The sequence below is a fragment of the Streptomyces sp. NPDC059398 genome, assembly GCF_042751845.1.
Classification (GTDB): Bacteria; Actinomycetota; Actinomycetes; order Streptomycetales; family Streptomycetaceae; genus Streptomyces.
The window spans coordinates 59696-76261 of the sequence record NZ_JBHYWP010000011.1; the positions used below are offsets into that span (position 1 = coordinate 59696).

Annotated in this window: 18 protein-coding genes; 8 read left to right on the forward strand and 10 right to left on the reverse strand. The window is 70.4% G+C overall.

Annotated features, from left to right (window positions below):
- Positions 1 to 77: 77 nt before the first annotated feature.
- The 4 genes from murQ to ACFXBC_RS06595 all read left to right on the forward strand — a co-directional run bounded on the left by murQ (position 78) and on the right by ACFXBC_RS06595 (position 3577).
- The gene (gene murQ / locus ACFXBC_RS06580) at positions 78 to 1031 is read left to right on the forward strand and encodes an N-acetylmuramic acid 6-phosphate etherase (protein WP_385019384.1); all 954 of its coding nucleotides are present in this window, start codon (positions 78 to 80) and stop codon (positions 1029 to 1031) included.
- Positions 1032 to 1037: 6 nt separating this feature from the next.
- A complete protein-coding gene (locus ACFXBC_RS06585) occupies positions 1038 to 2705 on the forward strand; it encodes a PTS transporter subunit EIIC (RefSeq protein WP_385019386.1) in 1668 nt (555 codons plus the stop codon).
- Positions 2706 to 2858: 153 nt separating this feature from the next.
- On the forward strand, positions 2859 to 3245 hold the full coding sequence (locus ACFXBC_RS06590) for a type II toxin-antitoxin system RelE/ParE family toxin (RefSeq protein WP_385019388.1): 387 nt from the start codon (positions 2859 to 2861) through the stop codon (positions 3243 to 3245).
- The gene (locus tag ACFXBC_RS06595; protein ID WP_385019391.1) at positions 3242 to 3577 is read left to right on the forward strand and encodes a helix-turn-helix domain-containing protein; all 336 of its coding nucleotides are present in this window, start codon (positions 3242 to 3244) and stop codon (positions 3575 to 3577) included. Before ACFXBC_RS06590 ends, ACFXBC_RS06595 begins: the two co-directional genes overlap by 4 nt.
- Here ACFXBC_RS06595 and arsB read toward each other — a convergent pair.
- The 3 genes from arsB to ACFXBC_RS06610 all read right to left on the reverse strand — a co-directional run bounded on the left by arsB (position 3562) and on the right by ACFXBC_RS06610 (position 6763).
- On the reverse strand, positions 3562 to 4719 hold the full coding sequence (gene arsB, locus ACFXBC_RS06600) for an ACR3 family arsenite efflux transporter (protein ID WP_385019393.1): 1158 nt from the start codon (positions 4717 to 4719) through the stop codon (positions 3562 to 3564). The genes ACFXBC_RS06595 and arsB overlap by 16 nt on opposite strands.
- On the reverse strand, positions 4716 to 5213 hold the full coding sequence (locus ACFXBC_RS06605; RefSeq protein ID WP_385019395.1) for an ArsR/SmtB family transcription factor: 498 nt from the start codon (positions 5211 to 5213) through the stop codon (positions 4716 to 4718). Before ACFXBC_RS06605 ends, arsB begins: the two co-directional genes overlap by 4 nt.
- A 116-nt stretch (positions 5214 to 5329) precedes the next feature.
- On the reverse strand, positions 5330 to 6763 hold the full coding sequence (locus tag ACFXBC_RS06610) for an MFS transporter (protein ID WP_385019397.1): 1434 nt from the start codon (positions 6761 to 6763) through the stop codon (positions 5330 to 5332).
- 240 nt (positions 6764 to 7003) lie between these two features.
- Between ACFXBC_RS06610 and ACFXBC_RS06615 the strand changes: the two genes are divergently transcribed.
- Positions 7004 to 7564 (forward strand): TetR/AcrR family transcriptional regulator, encoded by a 561-nt coding sequence (locus ACFXBC_RS06615; RefSeq protein ID WP_385019399.1) that lies wholly within the window; start codon positions 7004 to 7006, stop codon positions 7562 to 7564.
- A gap of 199 nt (positions 7565 to 7763) precedes the next feature.
- Here the strand turns inward: ACFXBC_RS06615 and ACFXBC_RS06620 are convergent, their stop codons facing one another.
- A complete protein-coding gene (locus ACFXBC_RS06620; protein WP_385019401.1) occupies positions 7764 to 8108 on the reverse strand; it encodes a hypothetical protein in 345 nt (114 codons plus the stop codon).
- A gap of 372 nt (positions 8109 to 8480) precedes the next feature.
- Between ACFXBC_RS06620 and ACFXBC_RS06625 the strand changes: the two genes are divergently transcribed.
- Together ACFXBC_RS06625 and ACFXBC_RS06630 are read left to right on the forward strand one after the other, a co-directional pair.
- Positions 8481 to 9302, forward strand: a complete 822-nt coding sequence (locus tag ACFXBC_RS06625; protein WP_385019403.1) for a hypothetical protein — start codon at positions 8481 to 8483, stop codon at positions 9300 to 9302.
- A gap of 56 nt (positions 9303 to 9358) precedes the next feature.
- The gene (locus tag ACFXBC_RS06630; RefSeq protein WP_385019405.1) at positions 9359 to 9949 is read left to right on the forward strand and encodes a Uma2 family endonuclease; all 591 of its coding nucleotides are present in this window, start codon (positions 9359 to 9361) and stop codon (positions 9947 to 9949) included.
- A gap of 237 nt (positions 9950 to 10186) precedes the next feature.
- Here ACFXBC_RS06630 and ACFXBC_RS06635 read toward each other — a convergent pair whose 3' ends face one another.
- The 6 genes from ACFXBC_RS06635 to ACFXBC_RS06660 form a co-directional block, all read right to left on the reverse strand.
- Positions 10187 to 11401, reverse strand: coding sequence for a cytochrome P450 (locus ACFXBC_RS06635; protein WP_385019407.1), 1215 nt, complete (start codon positions 11399 to 11401; stop codon positions 10187 to 10189).
- Complete coding sequence (locus ACFXBC_RS06640) at positions 11398 to 12684, reverse strand: NAD(P)-binding domain-containing protein (RefSeq protein ID WP_385019409.1); 1287 nt, start codon at positions 12682 to 12684, stop codon at positions 11398 to 11400. The genes ACFXBC_RS06635 and ACFXBC_RS06640 overlap by 4 nt, the downstream gene beginning before the upstream one ends.
- On the reverse strand, positions 12681 to 13886 hold the full coding sequence (locus ACFXBC_RS06645; RefSeq protein ID WP_385019411.1) for an NAD(P)/FAD-dependent oxidoreductase: 1206 nt from the start codon (positions 13884 to 13886) through the stop codon (positions 12681 to 12683). The genes ACFXBC_RS06640 and ACFXBC_RS06645 overlap by 4 nt, the downstream gene beginning before the upstream one ends.
- On the reverse strand, positions 13883 to 14077 hold the full coding sequence (locus tag ACFXBC_RS06650) for a ferredoxin (RefSeq protein ID WP_385019413.1): 195 nt from the start codon (positions 14075 to 14077) through the stop codon (positions 13883 to 13885). Before ACFXBC_RS06650 ends, ACFXBC_RS06645 begins: the two co-directional genes overlap by 4 nt.
- A 205-nt stretch (positions 14078 to 14282) precedes the next feature.
- Entirely contained in the window at positions 14283 to 15017 is a 735-nt protein-coding gene (locus ACFXBC_RS06655) for a TetR/AcrR family transcriptional regulator (RefSeq protein ID WP_385019415.1), read from the reverse strand.
- 90 nt (positions 15018 to 15107) lie between these two features.
- Positions 15108 to 15638: a PadR family transcriptional regulator gene (locus ACFXBC_RS06660; protein ID WP_385019417.1), complete on the reverse strand. Its 531-nt coding sequence runs from the start codon at positions 15636 to 15638 to the stop codon at positions 15108 to 15110.
- 101 nt (positions 15639 to 15739) lie between these two features.
- Between ACFXBC_RS06660 and ACFXBC_RS06665 the strand changes: the two genes are divergently transcribed.
- Positions 15740 to 16555, forward strand: coding sequence for an alpha/beta fold hydrolase (locus ACFXBC_RS06665; RefSeq protein ID WP_385019419.1), 816 nt, complete (start codon positions 15740 to 15742; stop codon positions 16553 to 16555).
- Positions 16556 to 16566: the final 11 nt, after the last annotated feature.

Below are 16566 nucleotides of genomic sequence, written 5' to 3' on the forward strand. Positions count from 1 at the left end.
CTTCACCCGACCGCCCCACCACCTCACCACCGCACCGCGCACAACCGCAGAAGCGCTGAACCGGAAAGAGCCGCACCATGACCTCCACCGCCTCCAACAACTACGGGGCGCTGCGCGCCCAGCTGGCCACCCTCACCACCGAGGCGTTCCGGCCGGAGCTCGCCGAGATCGACCAGCTGCCCACCGAGGAGATCGCCCGGCTGATGAACGGTGAGGACGCCACCGTCCCGGCCGCCGTCGCCGCACAGCTCCCGCAGATCGCCGCCGCCATCGACGCCATCGCCGAGCGGATGGCCCGCGGCGGCCGGCTGGTCTACGCGGGCGCCGGGACCGCGGGCCGGATGGGCGTGCTGGACGCCAGCGAGTGCCCGCCGACCTTCAACACCGACCCCTCCGAGGTGCTGGGCCTGATCGCGGGCGGCCCGTCCGCGATGGTCAAGGCGGTCGAGGGCGCCGAGGACTCCAAGGAACTCGCGGCGGCCGATCTGGACGCGCTGCGCCTCACCGCCGACGACACCGTGGTCGGCATCTCGGCGTCCGGCCGTACCCCGTACGCGATCGGCGCGGTCGAGCACGCGCGGGCACTCGGCGCGCTCACCCTCGGCATCTCCTGCAACGCGCAGAGCGCGCTGGGGGACGCCGCCGAGCACGGCATCGAGGTCGTCGTCGGGCCCGAACTGCTCACCGGGTCGACGCGGCTCAAGGCGGGCACCGCGCAGAAGCTCGTCCTCAACATGGTCTCGACGATCACCATGATCCGGCTCGGCAAGACGTACGGGAACCTCATGGTCGACGTACGGGCGTCGAACGAGAAGCTGCGTGCCCGCTCACGCCGGATCGTCGCGCTGGCCACGGGCGCCGACGACGCCGAGATCGAGGAGGCGCTGACCGCGGCCGGGGGTGAGGTGAAGACCGCGATCCTCATCGTCCTGGGCACGGTGGACGCCCCCACCGCCACGCACCTTCTCGAAGCGGCCGGGGGACATCTGCGTGCCGCGCTCCGGTCGACGGGGCCCGCAGCAGTTGACTGACGCACCATGAGCACTCCCCGTACTCCAGAAGACAAGAACGCCGACGGCAGGAACCGCGCCGTCGCAGCCGCGATCCTGCCGCTCGTGGGCGGCGCGCGGAACGTCACCTCCGTCGTCCACTGCATGACCCGGCTGCGGCTCGGCCTCGCCGACCGGTCGCTCGTACGGGAGGAGGCGCTGAGGGCGCTGCCCGCCGTCATGGGTGTGGTCGACGACGACACGTACCAGATCGTGCTGGGGCCCGGCACGGTCGCCCGGGTCACGCCGGAGTTCGAGGCACTGGTGGCGGAGGGCCGGGCGGCGGGGGCGGAGCCGGACGGCGTGCCCCCGACCGCACCGGGATCGAACGGCGCACCCCCAACCGCACCGGGATCGAACGGCGCACCCCCAACCGGGCACCCCACCGGAGCGCCCACGACGGGAGCCGCCACCCCCGCGAACGCGGCCACGGCCACCGCCGGGGAGCTGGCCGCCCAGGGCGCGGCCATCAGGGAGGCGCGGAAGGCGAAGAACGCGACACCGTTCAAGCTCTTCCTGCGGAAGATCGCGAACATCTTCATTCCGCTGATCCCCGCCCTCATCGGCTGCGGCATCATCGCCGGCATCAACGGCCTGCTGATCAACGCCGGCTGGCTGCCCGGCGTCACCCCGGCGCTCGCCGCCATCGCGTCCGGCTTCATGGCGCTGATCGCGGTCTTCGTCGGCTACAACACGGCGAAGGAGTTCGGCGGGACGCCCATCCTGGGCGGTGCGGTCGCGGCGATCACCGTCTACGCGGGCGTGACCGGCGTGACCGCGTTCGGCGAGAAACTCTCCCCCGGCCAGGGCGGTGTCCTGGGCGCTCTGGGCGCGGCCGTGCTGGCGGTGTACGTCGAGAAGTGGTGCAGACGCTGGATGCCCCAGTCCCTGGACGTCCTCCTCACCCCCACCCTCACGGTGCTGGTCTCCGGCCTGGTCACGCTTTTCGGCCTGATGTACGTGGCAGGGCAGGTGTCATCAGCCATCGGCACCTTCGCCACCTGGCTGCTGGCGCACGGCGGCGCGGGCGCGGGCTTCGTCCTCGGCGGTCTCTTCCTCCCACTGGTGATGCTCGGGCTGCACCAGGCGCTGATCCCGATCCACACCACGCTGATCCAGCAGCAGGGGTACACCGTGCTGCTCCCCATCCTGGCCATGGCGGGCGCGGGCCAGGTCGGTGCGGCCCTCGCGGTCTATCTGCGCCTCCCGAAGAACCCGTCGATCCGCAGAACCATCAAGTCGGCGCTCCCGGCGGGCTTCCTGGGCGTCGGCGAACCGCTGATCTACGGCGTCTCGCTCCCGCTGGGCCGCCCGTTCATCACCGCGTGCGTGGGCGGCGCGTTCGGCGGCGGCTTCGTCGGCCTCTTCAACCAGCTGGGCACCACGGTCGGTTCCACGGCGATCGGCCCCTCGGGCTGGGCCCTGTTCCCCCTGCTCAAGGGCGACCACCCCCTGACCACGTCGATCGCTGTCTACGCGGGCGGACTGCTGGCCGGTTACGTGGTGGGCTTCACGGCGACGTACTTCTTCGGCTTCAGCAGGGCGCTGCTCGCGGAGTTCAACGTCGAGGCGGAAGAGGCGGTGGCGACGGCGGCGGCTCCGGCGGCCCCCGGAACAACAACGGCGGCCCCGGAGGAGGCACCGAGCACGGCCTGAACCGGCGGGGACGGTGATGGATGGCGGGGAGACGGTTCCAAGGTCGCCCCCGCCATCCATGGCCGTCAACGACGGCTATTAATACTCGCTGGAACGAGTCAAGACCACATCACATACGTATTATGTCGTTGGCGACATAATACGGTCGACCGCATGATGGATCTGCATGTGATCGAAATGGAGCCGGAGGTACGCAGATGGCTGGAGCTCGTTCCCATCAAGCACCACCGAAAGGTGGAGGAGTACGCGGAGCTGCTCGCCACCATGGGCGTCCGGACTCCCATGCCCTTCGCCCGACCGCTATGCAACGGCGTTTACGAACTGCGCCCCACGCTCGACGGGCAGGCCACGAGAATCACCTACTGGTTCGCGCCCGGGCGCCGGATCGTGCTCCTCACAGTCTTCCGCAAGACACGGATACACGAAAAGGAACAAGTCCTCCGCGCCGTGGCCGCTCGTAACACCTGCGAGGGTGAACACAGCCCGGCCCACCGGGCGTACACGCGCGGCGAGAAAAATGAGAAGGGAGACACCTCATGAATCACGCTCGATGGAAACTCGCCCAGGAACGGGAACTCACCGAGGGATACGTCGAGTCACCGGAGGCCGCAGCCGACCGGGCCGAGATCCGGCTCGCGATGGCCTTCGCCAAGGCCACGTACGACCGGCGCCGGGAACTCGGCCTGTCCCAGGCGGAAGTCGCCGATCGCTCCGGCCTCACCCAGGCCAAGATCTCCCGCGTCGAAGGCGCCGACGCCGTACCGACACTGCCCCTGCTCCAACGGCTCGCCCGCGCGCTCGACGCCTCGCTGAACATCGCGCTGGACGAGGACCACGAGGAGGTCGTGTTCGTCGCTCACCCGGCGGCGTGAGACTCGCACTCCGCCGGTCCGGGTGCGGAATCCTCCGGTGAGGCGGCCGTCCCGGCCTGCGACAGCGCGGAACCCGGGAAGAAACGCCGGGCGGCCAGGGCGACGTAGACCAGGCCGATCAGGGCCGGTACTTCGATCAGCGGGCCCACGACCCCGGCCAGCGCCTGGCCCGATGTCGCGCCGAATGTCGCGATGGCGACCGCGATGGCCAGTTCGAAGTTGTTGCCCGCCGCGGTGAAGGCCAGGGTCGTGGCCTTCGGGTGGCTCAGGCCGACCGCGCGCCCCAGCAGCATGGATCCGGCCCACATCACGGCGAAGTACACCAGCAGGGGCAGGGCGATCCGTACGACGTCGAGCGGCCGGGAGGTGATGGTGGCGCCCTGGAGCGCGAAAAGTACGACGATCGTGAACAGCAGCCCGTACAGCGCGAAGGGACCGAGGCGCGGGATCAGCCTGGACTCGTACCAGGCCCGCCCCTTGGCCCTCTCGCCGATGCGGCGGGTGAGGAATCCGGCCAGCAGCGGGATACCGAGGAAGATCAGGACCGAGCGGGCGATGTCCCAGACCGAGACGTTCAGCCCGGTCTGTTCCAGACCGAGCCGACCCGGCAGTACGGAGAGATAGAACCAGCCCAGGAGGCTGAAGGCGACCACCTGGAACACCGAGTTCAGCGCGACCAGGACCGCTGCGGCCTCCCGGTCGCCGCAGGCCAGGTCGTTCCAGATGATGACCATGGCGATACAGCGGGCCAGCCCGACGACGATCAGACCGGTCCGGTACTCGGGCAGGTCGGGCAGGAAGATCCAGGCCAGCGCGAACATCAGGGCCGGTCCGACGATCCAGTTCAGGACCAGGGACGGGATCAGCAGCCGGCGGTCGCGGGTGACCGTGTCGAGGCGGTCGTAGCGGACCTTCGCCAGCACCGGGTACATCATCACGAGCAGGCCCAGGGCGATGGGCAGCGAAACGCCGGTGACCGTGATCCCGGCCAGGGCCGAGCCGAGTCCCGGAACCGCGCGGCCGAGACCGAGTCCGGCGGCCATCGCGAGCAGGATCCACACCGCGAGGAAGCGGTCGAGGAACGAGAGCCGCGCGGCCACCGGCCCCGCGGACCCGGCCGTACTGGTCGCCTCCGCGCTCACGAGGCGGCCCCGGTGGATGCGGTGCCGGTGGGTGCGGTCCCGGCGGGCGTGGCCCCGGTGGGAGCGGTCCCGGTGGATGCGGTGCCTGCGGGCACGGTTCCGGCGGGCACGGTCCCGGTGAGCGGCTGTCGCCCGGTGGGGCGGGCAAGGATCGCGGCCAGACGGTCGGTCATGTCCGGCAGCGGCCGGTAGTACACCCACGTCCCCCGGCGCTCGGAGTCGATGAGCCCGGCCTCGCGCAGCAGTTTCAGGTGGTGGGAGATGGTCGGCTGGGACAGCTCGAAGGCCGGGGTGAGATCACAGACGCAGACCTCACCGCCCGCACGCGAGGCGATCATCGACAGCAGCCGCAGCCGTACCGGATCCCCCAGCGCCTTGAACACCTTCGCCAGATCGGCGGCCTGGTGCTCGTCCAGCGAGGCGGTCAGCAGTGTGGGGCAGCATCCGTCGGCAGCGCCGTCCTGCCCGGCGTTCGCGGCCTCTTGTTTCGACATCCTTCTATATTGATGGGCCTCGATACAACTCCGCAACCTTGCAAGACGCGGCCTTGGAGAGTTCAACCTCGGATCACGCCCCGGGCCGCACCCCGGGCCACGCCCCACACCGTGACCTACTCGCCGACCGCCTCCCCGGCAGTCGCGCCCGCCCGCCCGGCCGCGGCCCTCCGGGTGCGCAGGACCGCCCAGCCGACGAGTGCCGCGGCCACAGCGGTGAGCACCAGGCCGGCGGTGGTGACCGCCTCGTGGAATTCGGTGGTCTGTTGTGTGCTCCAGTGCCTCGCGGTGATGTTGCCGCTGAACACCGCGGCGAGCAGGGTGCCGCTGACAGCGATGCCGATACCCGATGTGACCTCGGTCGCGGTGTCGGTGAGGGCCGCGCCGACCGTGGTCCGGTTCTTGGGCAGGCCGCGGAGCACAGTGACCCCCGCGACGACGCCGACCACCCGCAGCCCGGCCGCCACCAGGACGAGGGCGACCGCCACCGCCACGTAACCGAAACTGCCCAGCAGGCTGTAGACGGCGAGCCCGGACACGACCGCCGAAGCGCTGAGCCAGGCGGCCCGGTCGAGGCCGACCCGTTGCACGAACGGGTTGACGAACGCGCCGCCCGCGACCAGGACCACGACCTGCGGCAGCATCCCGACTGCGGCGAGGCCGGGCGACCACCCCCAGTCGAGCTGGAGTTGCAGCGTCACCAGGTAACCGAGCCCGGCGGTCGCGAGACCGGCTGCGGCCTTGTGGGCGAGGCCGCTCGAAACGAGGGGGTGGGCCACGAGCCTCAGGTCGAGGAGCGGATGGCGTGCCGTGCGCTCGCGGAGGAAGAAGAGCACCGCCGCCGCCACGGCCGCGGCGGTGGCCGCCCATGGCTCCCACGAGCCGGCGCCCTCGTTCACGAACAGGGTGGGCGCGAGGAGCGCCGCCACGATCGTGGCCGTGCCCAGCACCGCGCCGGGGATGTCCAGCGGGGCGCGATTGAGGTCAGCGGCTTCGTCCGCTGCGATACCCGCCCGTACGCCGATGAGGGCGAGTACCGCGATCGGTACGTTGACCAGCAGCAGCACCTGCCACGGGGCGATCGTCAGCACGAAGCCGCCGACGGTCGGGCCGATCGCGAGACCGACCAGGCCCACGGTCGAGATCAGGGTCGTCGCCCGGATGCGCAGGCTGTCCTCGTCGAACAGCCGGAAGGCCAGCGCCATCGACCCCGGCGTCGTCATCGCCGCCGCTACGCCCATCCCCGCGCGGACGGCGATCAGTTGCTCAGCGGTGGTGACGAAGGCGGTGGCGAGGCTCGCGACGCCGAGCAGTACCAGGCCGATGAGCATGATCCGGCGCCGGCCGAACCGGTCGGCCATCGCGCCGAAGGCCAGCATCAGCCCGCCGAACACGACCCCGTACGCACCTGTCACCCACTGGAGCCCGACCGTCGACGCGTGCAGCTCGTGGCCGATCGTGGGCAGTGCGACGTTCAGGATCGAGTTGTCCAGCATCTCGAACAGGAACACGGCCGACAGCCCGGCCAGCGCCACCCACGCCTCGCGCAACGAGCCCGGCGACCGGGTCGGACGGGGCGGCCCGGACGACCGGGGCGGGCGCGACGGGCCGGAGGTGCCGTGGGCCGCGGGCGCGGGTCCGGGTCCGGGTCCGGGTCCATGGGAAGTTCTCACGAACAGCCACCTAAGATATAGAGTCGTATCTTACGGCCGTCAGAGTAGGGCGCCAGAATAAGATAGGCAAGTCTATCTAGAAGAGATCCGGGAAGGATCCGTTCAAGGGAGGTGCGGATGCCCGAGCGGCGCCGCGGACCGGCACTGGAGAAGGCACTCCTCGACGCGGCCTGGGAGGAGCTCACCGAGAACGGCTACGCCAGATTCACCATGGACGCCGTCGTCCAGCGCGCGGGCACCAGCCCCCCGGTGCTCTACCGCCGCTGGTCCGACCGCGACGAACTCGTCTCGGCAACCATCGTCCACACCCTCAAGCAGGCCCGCCTCGACATCCCGGACACGGGAAGCCTGCGGGAGGACGTCCTCACCCTCATGCGGAACATCAACGCCACCCGGGTCCAGCTCATCACCGTCATGAGCGTGCATCTGGCCGGCTACTACCAGGGAACCGGCGCCAGCCCCGGCGACCTCATCGCCGCGGGGCGCGAGGGCCGGGGCGACCTGCTCTTCGAACGCGCCGTCGCACGCGGCGAGGTCAGGCCGGAACTCCTCACCGAACGCATCAAGTCACTCCCCTTCGACCTGCTGCGCCACGAAGTCCTCACGACATTCGCCCCGGTGCCCGACCACGTACTGGAGGAGATCGTCGACACGGTCTTCCTGCCCCTGGTGACATGACCGCCCCGGGGGCCCTCTCTTAGGCTGCGGGGCCCCCTTGGCCTCGGCCTCAACCCCCACCCCACAGCCGCGGGGCGATGCGGCAGAAGATCGCTGCGGCATACCGAGCGGCATACGGCGAGGGCGATGACTGAGGCGCTGGGGGCCGGGGCACGTGAACTCGCGGGGACACGCAACTCGGCCTCCCCCGGACAGTCGCTCAGGGACACCGGCGCCCCATCTTCGCCGACTTCCGGTTGTACCCCTTGGTGTCCCACCACTCCTCCAGCAATGTACGCACTATGTGCACGAGTTGCTGAAGCCGTTCGGGGTCCGGGGCGGGCGAGGTAAGCACATCCAGAAATGACTTGTCGTCCCAGGGAAGAGTGAATTCCCAATGCTCGTCCGAGAGCCCTTTCCTTCCGACAGTGAGCCAGTACGTCAACGTCACACTTCTGTCCGGTCGGTGGTCAACCGAAAGACCAGTGACGTTGAACCTGACTTTCCCCTCACCGGTCGTGTAAGAGCGGGCCAGAGCCTGCTCGGCCGGCGTTTGGGCCGTCATGGACACCGCCACCCTTCCACCGCAGCCACGGCACTCGAAGCCGGCACGGCTCACTGATCTCAGCCTGCCCCGGCCCCGCCCCGGGGCTCAAGCCCCGTGCTCCGAGCCCTCTTCACAGTGATGGGGAGGAGGGGTTGATACCCACCCAACCACCCTCCCCGCGCGCCTGGTTGACTTTTCGTGACCGACTTGCGACGGACGGTCGTCAGGCTCTAGCGTGCTGCTCACAGAACGTGAACGGCCCCGGTCGGTGCGCCAACACCGGCTCCGGGGCCTGACCAACCAGATCGAATCGAGCGATCCATGGCTGACAGCCACCTTAATCCTGCCCTCCGCACGCCGCACACCCCGCCGCACACCCCGCCTCACCCGATGGCCAATCCGGGATACGGAAAGCGCTCCGCGCCCGGGCAACGCCCGCACAGTGCAACGGATTTCGCACATCTGCCGCCCCGCGAAGCGTCCATCGCCGCGTATGTCGACCGGCTGCCGGACGGGTCGGACATCTCGGTCAAGACGCTCGCGAAGGTCCTCCCGTACGGTCAGTGCGCCCTGCGCACCGCGCTCAACGCCCTCCAGCGCGCCGGGCATCTGCGCCGGGGCAGCGAGCACCTGATCGGGGCGGACAGTGCCCGGTGGGTGACGCGTACGTGGTTCTCCCGCACCGCCCGCGACGACGCCTGGTGGGCCGCCTTCACCGCGGGTGACGTGCCGGAGGATTCACCGCCACGACAACGGCCCTCCCGGTCAAGGGCGTTCATCCTGCTGGCCGCACTCGGCCGCACCGCGCCCTCGCTGACCCTTTCGGCGGCGGACTGCGCGGCGCTTGAGCCGCTGGCCGCCACGTGGTTCGACCGTGGCGCCACCGAGCCGGAGATGCTGCACGCCCTGACCTCCGGGCTGCCCACCCCCGTACACCGCGCCTCCGCTCTCGTACACAGGCGGCTCACCGACAAGCTGCCGCCCGAGCGCGCCCCGCAGCCCCCGCCCGTCCCGCGCCCGGCTCTGCGCGTCCTGGAGTGCGGAAAGTGCGGGGCGCCGGGGCGGCCGGATGCGCTGCCGGGCGGTGAGTGCGCGGAGTGCCGGGGTGTGGCCGTACGCCGTCCGGCCGCGCTGCCCCCTGATCACGTCCGTTCCCGCGCCGCCGAGGCGCGGGCGGCGCTGACCCGTCCACCCGAGAGGACCCGCAGATGACCATTCAGCTCACTCGGCCCCGGAACAGGGCACGATGGAGGGGAGGAGGCGACGCCATGACCCCCAGCACCGCTGATCACGCCCAGGACCACGCCCAGATGTCCGTCGAGGACTTCGAGGAGCTGGCCCGCCACGCTCCCGAGACCGTGGCACTGGAATTCATCAACGGAAAGCTTGAGGTCAAGCCCGTGCCCGACGGCGACCACGGAGAAATCATCATGTGGCTGCTGCGCCAGTGCATGCAGCAGCGGCCTGAACTGGGCCTGTATCCCGAGCAGGGACTCAAGGTCGAGTCCTACCGGCGGGGGCGGGCGCGGCTGGACGGTGCGCTGGCACCCACCGGACACTTCGCCGGCCAAGGGGAGTGGGCGCTGCCCAACGGCATCCTCATGGCCGTGGAAGTCACCTCGCACGACGCCGACACAGATCTCCGTGACCTCGTGGAGAAGCGCGACGGTTACGCGGCCGCCGGCATTCCCGTCTACCTTCTCGTCGACCGGGACGCGCAGGATCTGGTCGTCTACAGCGAACCGGACCGGGGCGAGTACCGGACCCGTACCTCTCACGCCTACGGCACCACGGTCACGCTGCCCGCCCCCGTCTCGATCACTCTGGAGACCGGGAAACTCAAGGAGTACGTGGCCTGACCGGTCCCGCGGCGGGCACCATCTGACCGGCGACGGCCAGGACCCGCCCCCGGCCGTCGCCGTCACAGGCGGGTGACCGCCCGCCGACCTTCGACCGTGATCTCTGCAAGGCCCGCATCGCAGTCGGACGCTGTTTCGCTGGCTCAAGCAGTTCCGCAGGATCGCGACGCGCTCGACGAGCGGGCGCACGCCTCGTGGCGGAGTACGCCTCCCTCAAGGACTGTCCCGTAGGCTGCTTCAGCGGGTGACCATGAGCCTGCGGACGCCGTAGTTGGTGCCGGTGAAGTCCATGGGGACCTCTGCGATCGGGGCGGCCAGGCGCAGGTTGGGGAAGCGCCGGAAGAGTTTGGGCAGTACCGTCTTGAGTTCGGCGCGGGCGACGTTCTGGCCCAGGCACTGGTGGACGCCGTAGCCGAAGGCGATGTGGCGGGTCATTCTGCGGTCGATGTCGAGGGCATCGGGGTTCTGGAAGGCGCGGGGGTCGCGGTTGGCGGCGTTCATGGCGGCTACGACCAGGTCGCCCTTCTTGATCTTGGCGCCGGCGATTTCCAGGTCTTCCTTGGCGACGCGGCCGAGTCCGAACTGGACGATGGTCAGGTAGCGCATCAGCTCCTCGACCGCGGTACCGATCTTCTCCGGGTGCTGGATGAGGTCGTCGCGCTGCTCGTCGTGGGTGAGGAGGGTGAGGGTGGACAGACCCATCATGGCTGCGGTGGTGTCGTGTCCGGCGAACAGCAGCAGGACACCGATGCCGATGAGCTGCTTCTCGGTCAGGACGGCGTCGTCGCCCTCGGCCTTGCCGATCAGTTCGGCGAGGATGCCGTCGGTGGCGCCGGTGCGGCGCTTCTCGGCGACCAGTTTGGTGATGTAGTCGATCAGCCAGTGACCACCCGCGTCGCGCTCTTCCCGGGTCCTGGCCACGTCCATCATGGCCATGGTGGCGTGGTGGAAGCCGTCGCGGTCCTCGTAGGGGACGCCGAGGAGTTCGCAGATGACCAGGCACGGGACGGGCAGGGCCATGGCCTCGACGAAGTCGAAGGTCTCGGGGCCCGCGGCGATGGCGTCCAGGTGCTCGTCGACCACTCGGTCGATGTAGGGCTGGAGCTTGTTCTGCACGGCCTTGGGGGTGAAGCGGGCGGTGAGCAGTCGCCGGTAGACGCTGTGGTCGGGCTCGTCCATCATCACGAAGACCGGGTCGAAGGGCGCGCTCTCGCCGGCTTCGTCGACCTCGCCCTCGGGGGTGTCGTGGCGCGGTCGGCGGGCGCTGAGTCGGGGGTCGCTGAAGACCTGGCTGGCTTCCTCGAAGCGGGTGGCCAGCCAACCTGTGGTGCCGTTGGGGAAGCGGACGTTGAGGATGGGCTGGTCCTCGCGCAGCTGGGTGTACTCCGCCGGCGGGTCCAGGGGGCGGTGGGGTGCGCGGGTGACGGGCTGGCGGACGAGGTTGTCGGTCACGTGGTCTCCTGCTGGGTGTGGTCGTTGATGGCTGCGGTGATGCCCGCGTGGGCGGCGGTGGCTTTGCACCAGCCGGTGTAGGCGGCCAGGTGGAGCGCCGCTTCCCGCAGCTGCTCGGGGGTCAACTCGTCGTTGATCAGTCCGCCGCGGGCGATGATCTGGATGAGTTCGGGGCGGCCGACCGTGGCGGCGACGCCGAGGGTGAGCAGTCGGCGGTCGCGTACGGACAGCCCGGGGCGGGACCAGACCTGGGCGAAGAGGTAGCTGGTGGTCTGGTCGGTGAACGGGTCTCCGCTGGGCTCGGCCGGGATCCGGGCGCTGAAGCCGGGGCCGTAGACGGCGTCCATCATCTCCAGGCCGGACCGGTGCAGACTCTCCTGGCTGTCCTCGGCTGCTTCCTCGGGGGCTGCCGCCCCCGGCTCGTCCGGTGAGTCGCCGGCACGGGGCTCCTCTTCCAGTTGCAGGGTCTGGCGCATGCCCGCCCGGGTGGCCTCGATGAGGGGAACGTCGAGCCCCAGGGCGGCGGCGAGGTCGCGGGCGGCGGCGAGGTCCTTGGCCATCAGTGGCTCGACCTGCCGGCCGACGGCCTCGGGGAGCAGTCCTTCGGGGTCCTGGAAACGCAGGAGTTGGAGGAGGGTATGGCCTTCGGGGTCGGAGGTGTCGATGACCTCGGCGAGCCGGTCGGGGTTCACGCCGGCGGCTCGGGCCAGGGCGGACGCCTCGTGGACGGTGCGCCAACTGCCGTACGTGACGACGTTGCGGGCGATCTTGGTGGCCATGCCGGCGCCCAGCGGTCCACAGTGCACGACCTTCTTCGCCCAGCCCTCAAGCACCGGCCGCGCCGCGTCCACGGTCGCTTCGTCGCCGCCGACGATGGCGACCATGCCGTTCTCGGCGGCCCTGTCGCCGGGGGTGACTCCGCAGTCCAGGAAGCCCACGTTCCGCTCGTCGCAGAGGGCGGCCAACTCGTGGACGACCGGCAGCGCCACCGTGGCCTGCAGGACGATCACCAATCCCGGACGGGCAGCCGACAGCAGGCCGTCCTTGCCGCCGATGACCTCGCGGGCCTGGTCGGCGTTGACGACGGCGACCATCACCACGTCGCTGCTCCGCGCCACCTCGGCAGGCGAGCCGAGCGGTGCCGGGACGCCCGCCAGGTGCGACGAGGCGTCCGGGCGGATGTCGTGGACCGCTGGGGTGCGTCCTCGCCGGGCCAGGCTGACGGCGACCCCGCCGCCGATCATTCCCAGGCCGACCACACCGGCCCGAAGCTCGTCCGTCATGCCGCGCTCCCCACTTCGAAAACGGCCGCATCGGCGACCTGCGTCCGGTAACCGCGCAGGGCGCGCACCATGTTGACGCCGACCGCCGCGCAGACCCGGCCCCTCTTCGCGTAGAGAGCGATCAGCCTGCGGTCGGTGAGACCGCCTTCGACGATCCGTACCTCGTCGGCCCCTCGGGTGCGGCCGTAGATCTGGATCTTCAGGTCGTACTGGTCGGACCAGACATAGGGCACCGAGTCGAAGGGCCGCGCATGTTCCGGGCCGGCCAGGATGTTGCGGGCGACGGTCAGGCCCTGCTCGGCGGCGTTCGTGCGGTGCTCGATACGAATCGGCTCATGGGTGCGCGGGTGCAGCCAGGAAGCGACGTCGCCCGCGGCCCACACACCGGAACCGGCGTACAGCGTGGCGTCGCACTCCACACCGTTGCCGACAGGGACGCCGCTGCCGGAAAGCCACTCCACATTGGGCTGAGCGCCGATGCCGACCAGGACGGCGTCGGCGGCGATGGTGCGACCGTCGGCCAACCGCACCCCGCCGGCCCGTCCCCCGTCGGTGAGGACCTGACCGACCAGGGCGCCGGTCTCGATGTGTACGCCGTGCTCGGTGTGGACCGCACGGAGCATGGAACCCAGCTCGTCTCCGAGCACGTCGCCCAAGGGCTGTGCGGTGTCGGTGACGAGGGTGACCTCGCAGCCCAGGCCGCGGGCCACGGCCGCGGCCTCGGCTCCGACGAAGCCACCGCCGACCACCACCAGATGCGGCGTGCCCGCCAGGGCCGCGCGCAGGGCGAGAGCGTCCTCCACAGTGCGCAGGGTGTGCACACCGGCCACGCCCTCTGATCCTGGCAGACGCCGGGCCCGCGTGCCGGTGGCCACCACCAGTGCCTCGTAGTCGGCCTGGCCGCCGTCGGCCGTGGCGATCCGGCGTTCCCTGGTGTCCAGCGCGACGGCCGGCGACCCCAGACGCAGGTCCACCCCGAGTGCTTCGACGGCGTCCGGGCCGCGCAGCCGCAGACGGCCGGTCTCCCACCCGCCGGACAGCAACTGCTTGGACAGCGGCGGCCGGTCGTAGGGGAGATGCACCTCCTCACCGATCCACGTGATCGGTCCGGCGTAGCCCTCGCGGCGCAGTCCCTCCACCACGCTCAGGCCGGCCGCCGAGGCGCCGACGACAGCGACCCGGGAGGGGCCCGGGGTGGTCACTGCTCCACCTTGATCACGGCAGCCGGGCAGAGTGCGGCGGCCTGATGGACGTTCTCCTCCTGCCCGGCCGGCGGGTGGGGGTCGAGCAGGACCACGACGCCGTCGTCGTCCCGCTGGTCGAAGACGTCCGGCGCGGCCAGGACGCACTGGCCGGCGCCGCAACACTTGTCGAAGTCGATGGAGATGTTCATGGGAAGCCACCTCGGTCAAGCCCCTCACCAGGGGCGACACGGTCGAGTAGCCAGGACAGGGTTTCGTTGCCCTAGTCACCTAACTTAGTTCAGTGAGCACTGTACTCGCGCCGCCGGGGAACGCAACCCGCCCCAAGTCGTATGGCTGAAAAGGGAAGTCGCGCGCTCGTGACAGGTACGTTCTCGACTCGGCGCGGGCGAGCGACTACGCGTCGCCCCGCTGCACGCCGGACAGGATGGCCTTGATGTGGCGGGACGCGGCCGTCTCCCCGGGGGCGGCAGGAAAGGCGGGTGACGGGCCCGGCGCCGGGGCGACCAGCGAACCCAGCAGACCGTCGGCCAACTGGAGCGTGAGAGCTTCGGTCGAATCGTCATGGAACATGCTGTGGTGCAGCGAAACGATGCCGTGCAGACCCGCCCACAGCGTCTGTGCCGCCTGCTCGCAGGGCAGGGACAGCACATACCCCGCCTCGCGGCACCCCGAGAACCCGGACCTGAGGCCGGCCGAGACACGGCGGGCCGGGTGTCCGCTGACCCTGGAGACCGCGACCGTCGGCTGCCGCACCTCGAACATCAGCCGGTAGTGCCCGGGGTTGTGCAGCGCGAACCGGCAGTACGCGTGCGCCTGAGCCCGCAACGGCTCTCGGGGGTCTGCGCTGTCGCAGTCATCGGCGGCGCCTGCCATCCTGGCCGCGAGGTCGTCGTACTTGTCCGTCAGCGCCGCCCACACCAGCTCCGCCTTGTCGGCGAAGTGCAGATAGATACTCGGCGCCGCGATCCCCACCTCCGTGGCGACCGCCCGCATCGTGAGCTTCTCCGCGCTGCCCCACTCCGCCAGCAGGTGGTTGACCGCGGCCAGAATCTCCCGGCGGAGCTGCTCACCCTGCCCCCGCCGGCTGCGATCCCTGCTGCCGCGCCTGACCGGCTCTGTCCTCGCCATCGGTGACTACCTCCGAGTCCGAGCCTATGCCGTCGGCCGCGGGCACGTGACAGGCACAGAGCAGCCGCGTAACCCTGCGGGTCAATACACCTAGGTGTCGCATGTCAGTTCCGCGACGGTGCGCTCCAGCCAGGCGCGGTCGGCCTTGCTGGTGGCGTGGGCGAGTTGGAGCATGCCGTGGCGGAAGCGGTCGATCATGTCGCGGGCGCGCAGTGGGCGGCCGTCCTCGTAGAAGTAGCTGCCGGGCTTGTCCATGAAGGCGAGGCGGCGGCGCAGTACGTGGGCCTGGTCGGCGGGGCTGGGCAGTTGGCCGAGGAAGGCGAGCAGGACGAAGAAGGAGTCGCGGTCGGTGATCTCGATTTCGGCGGGATCGCGCAGGCGGCGCAGGAGTTCGGTCCGGCCGGACGCGGTGAGGGTGAGGACCTGACGAGGGGTGGCGCGTTCACCGGGCTCGGTGTGGCGGGTGAGCTGCCCGGCGGCTTCGAGACGCTTGATGGCCGGGTAGAGAGCGCCGTCGCTCACGGGGCGCACGTGGCCGCTGAGCCCGGAGATACGGGCGCGCAGGTCGTACGCGTGCAGGGGTTCCTCGTTGAGGAATCCGAGGATGCAGAGGGTGAGCACCGGGCCTCCGAGGTGCGTACTTCGTGGTCGTCGTAGCTGCCCAGGGTAGCCGCACGACATGTTTTACCTCTAATAGAGATACCTCTGTTAGAGTCAAACCCATGACCACGGCAACCACACAGCACTTCCGCACCCCGGACGGCATACGGCTCGCCTACATCGACCTGGGAGGCCCAGGCCGCCCCGTCCTCGCCCTGCACGGCGCCTACGGGCGTGGCCGTTCCCTGCTCGGGCTCGCCGACCACCTCGGGTCCGGATACCGGCTCATCGCACTCGACCAGCGCGGACACGGCCTCTCCGACCACCCGGACGACTACGGGCGCGAGGGCTACGTCGCGGACGCGGCGGCGCTCGTCGAACACCTCGGACTCGGCCCTGTCGCGATCGTCGGGCACTCACTGGGCGGCATCACCGCCTACCAACTGGCCGCCAGACGGCCGGAACTGGTATCGGCCGTGGTCGTGCTGGACTTTCCTGCGGAGTACCGGGCGCCGATGGGCGACGATCAACTGCGAGCGCTGCCGACGCACTTCCCGAGCATGGGCGCGATGCTGGACGCGCTCGCGTGCGTGGACGAGCCCCGGCACTTCACCGAGAGCGCCGTCGAGGAACCGGAGGGCTGGCGGTTCCTCTGGCAGGCGGATGCCGTCCAGGCCGCCAAAGCCGGTGTCCGGGGCGACTGGTGGGACGACTTCACCGCAGCCGAGCAGCCGCTGATGGTCGTACGAGGCGAACGCAGCGCGGTCGTCCCCCGCGCCCACGCGGAGGAGATGGTCCGCCGTCGGCCCGGCACGGAGGTCGTGACGATCGACGGCCACCATGACTTCTACCTCACGCACCAGACGGAACTGGGCGTCACCGTACGGGAGTTCCTGGACCGCGCCGCACCACACCGCGCCGCACCGGGGGCGGTGTGACGCGGTCCCCC

Bases quoted from the DNA above. Each gene is read 5' to 3' on its own strand.
- murQ (WP_385019384.1), top strand. From the start codon at position 78: ATGACCTCCACCGCCTCCAACAACTACGGGGCGCTGCGCGCCCAGCTG.
- ACFXBC_RS06585 (WP_385019386.1), top strand. From the start codon at position 1,038: ATGAGCACTCCCCGTACTCCAGAAGACAAGAACGCCGACGGCAGGAAC.
- ACFXBC_RS06590 (WP_385019388.1), top strand. From the start codon at position 2,859: ATGATGGATCTGCATGTGATCGAAATGGAGCCGGAGGTACGCAGATGG.
- ACFXBC_RS06595 (WP_385019391.1), top strand. From the start codon at position 3,242: ATGAATCACGCTCGATGGAAACTCGCCCAGGAACGGGAACTCACCGAG.
- ACFXBC_RS06605 (WP_385019395.1), bottom strand. From the start codon at position 5,213: ATGTCGAAACAAGAGGCCGCGAACGCCGGGCAGGACGGCGCTGCCGAC.
- ACFXBC_RS06615 (WP_385019399.1), top strand. From the start codon at position 7,004: ATGCCCGAGCGGCGCCGCGGACCGGCACTGGAGAAGGCACTCCTCGAC.
- ACFXBC_RS06620 (WP_385019401.1), bottom strand. From the start codon at position 8,108: ATGACGGCCCAAACGCCGGCCGAGCAGGCTCTGGCCCGCTCTTACACG.
- ACFXBC_RS06625 (WP_385019403.1), top strand. From the start codon at position 8,481: ATGGCCAATCCGGGATACGGAAAGCGCTCCGCGCCCGGGCAACGCCCG.
- ACFXBC_RS06630 (WP_385019405.1), top strand. From the start codon at position 9,359: ATGACCCCCAGCACCGCTGATCACGCCCAGGACCACGCCCAGATGTCC.
- ACFXBC_RS06640 (WP_385019409.1), bottom strand. From the start codon at position 12,684: ATGACGGACGAGCTTCGGGCCGGTGTGGTCGGCCTGGGAATGATCGGC.
- ACFXBC_RS06650 (WP_385019413.1), bottom strand. From the start codon at position 14,077: ATGAACATCTCCATCGACTTCGACAAGTGTTGCGGCGCCGGCCAGTGC.
- ACFXBC_RS06655 (WP_385019415.1), bottom strand. From the start codon at position 15,017: ATGGCGAGGACAGAGCCGGTCAGGCGCGGCAGCAGGGATCGCAGCCGG.
- ACFXBC_RS06665 (WP_385019419.1), top strand. From the start codon at position 15,740: ATGACCACGGCAACCACACAGCACTTCCGCACCCCGGACGGCATACGG.